The following is a 2,324-nucleotide window of genomic DNA, read 5'->3' on the forward strand; positions in this document are numbered from 1 at the left end:
TCCTCTAGCACTAGGAAGTATGAGTGCTACTTGTGTGCAAGGTCCTCCACTTATAGGAGGATTAGGACAACCTACAATAGAGCTATATAATAAATCAGTTTCTAAAATAAAAGGGATATTCTTATCTGTAATACTTTTACCCTTATTAGATTGTAACTGCACTACTCCATTATGAGGACATTTGATTTCATCATCTTCTAGAATTGGGTGAAGCATAGCAGTGCTTAAAGGTTTTAATTGTTCTTTGTGTTGTTTTTGTTCTCTTTGTATGATAGCTTTATCTTGTTTTTCTTTAGATTCTTTGTTTGTTAATGTGAGTTTAATATTTAGAGTAGAATCTAAGAGAGAGTAGTTTAAAAGAGTAAGAGTGCAAGAGTTTAAAAAGATAGTAAGTGTGCCTAGATTATTTTCTTCATCTTTGGGGGAGAAGTGATAAGTTGGTGTATCTTGTTTAATGGTATTGTCTTTATCTAATTGACCAAAGAAAAAGGGATTAGTTTCTATTTCAGATGAACCTAGTAGGAGGGTGGAATAAAAAAAGAGAGAGGGCTTATAGGATTGTAATTCCTCTATGCTTTCTTGTAGTTTCAATTCTTGTTTGATTTGTTCATAGATTGTATCACAATCTATGAAATCTTTATCGTTGGCAAAGAGATATAACTCTTTTGTTTGTGTATCTATATAAATGGTAGAGCTCATAGGGTTAAATGTAGCCTGTATTTCACTATTTTGATTAGCAAGATACAAGCTTTTGCATTCTTCATCATAAAGTAAATTAATTATTTGTTTTTCTTTAGCATTGAAAAATTCTTCGTTATCATCAGATAAGACAATATTGGCAAAATTGGATTTATAAGTATAAGTTTTATAGATATTTTCTTTTTCTAATATATCTTGATTTTCTTTGTCTTCTATGCAAAAAGGTAAGGCTTTATAGAGCGTTCTGTATTTATTCATTTATGCTCCTTTTAGCAAACATTTCATATCATTTTTATCTATTATTTTAGTATAAATCTCAAGAGCAAGTAAAAGTAAAAAGGTATTCATTGTATCATTTTTGCTTAGCTCTTTCTTTATAACTCTCTTTTTTATATCCTCCATTTGTATCACTTCACTTTTTCCATTGAAATCGTATTCATATCTTTGTGCCATTTTTTTAGGATTATGAACAAAAATATGTAAAATTTCTTGTTGATACACACTAAGATAGTTATCATTTTTGCTTGTCTTTGTAATAGTTGTTGCATTTGTTATAAGCTTGTTGCCATATATCAATTCCATAAGAAGTTTAGAATAGGAGTTAAGATAATCTAGTGCTTTTTCTATACTTTGGCTAAGTTGTATTTTGGCTTGATTACTTGGGGATTGCAGGAGATAATTATAAAAATACAATATTTGTAAGATACTTTCCAAGAAATGACTTGTCGCTACATAACTTGTTTCTAGCTCTCCTACATAGAGTAAATGTAGCCTTTGTGTGTTTTTATAATCTAGTTTATCTATAATATTTAATCCATACTTATATCCTAAATCAGAAATCACAGATATTGAGGGTTCTAGGGTTTGTTTCCATTCTCTTGCAAAAGATTCTTCTTTAGGTAGAGGATTTTTTATAGTTTCTATATGATGCACTTCTATTTTTGTTTGTGCTTTAGAGAGTTTTTTCGCATTTATCGCGAGATTCTCAATCTCCTCTTCTCCTATTTCTTGTTTAAGTGTATCTGCATATTCTGTATAATTTTCTAAAGTATCATTGGGATTACAAGTATGGACACATTTATCAATTATTTTTCTTGTAAAGCCTAAAAGATTAAAAAGTTTTTTTGCACATTTGACAATGAGTTTGCCTACAAGCCTTATAACTCTTATGGCAATATTTAAAAGACTAGCTAGTATTCCTCCAAATCCCGGCGCATTAAAAGTATAGAGTTTATGGATAGCTTCTGTTTTGTGGCATAGACAAAAGGCTTGTGCAAGATGTCCTCCTAAAGAATGCCCTACTACATTAAGCTTATAGATAGAATCCTTTATATCTTTTTCAATAGTTTTTAAGACTTCTTTTTTAAATTTTACTAAAGAAATGATTTGAGGGATAGCAACTCCAATAGCAATAGAGCCATCAGTTAAAACTATATCTTTAAAAAGTTCTGCCCCTCTTATTTCTGTGCCGCGAAAGGCTAAAAGATAAGTGTCTTTAGAATCTTTAGCTAAATGGTCTTTAAAGAGTGTGTGAGAATATCCACTCATAGAAGTATTAAGTTGATGATGGAGTATCTCAAAGCGAGAAGTGAAATATTTAGTGCGAGGGGAGAGGTGGTAGGTAA

1 protein-coding gene and 1 pseudogene are annotated in these 2,324 nt (G+C 30.6%); both read right to left on the reverse strand.

Annotated features, from left to right (window positions below; genetic code table 11):
- Positions 1-957 (reverse strand): annotated as a pseudogene (locus HCCG_RS10835) (lipase); the annotation flags it as partial.
- Positions 958-2,324, reverse strand: a 1,367-nt coding sequence (locus HCCG_RS10840) for an alpha/beta hydrolase family protein (protein WP_002957592.1), incomplete at its 5' end; no start/stop codon positions are given. It abuts the pseudogene before it with no gap.

This window comes from Helicobacter cinaedi CCUG 18818 = ATCC BAA-847, from assembly GCF_000155475.1.
GTDB classification, from domain to species: Bacteria; Campylobacterota; Campylobacteria; order Campylobacterales; family Helicobacteraceae; genus Helicobacter_C; species Helicobacter_C cinaedi.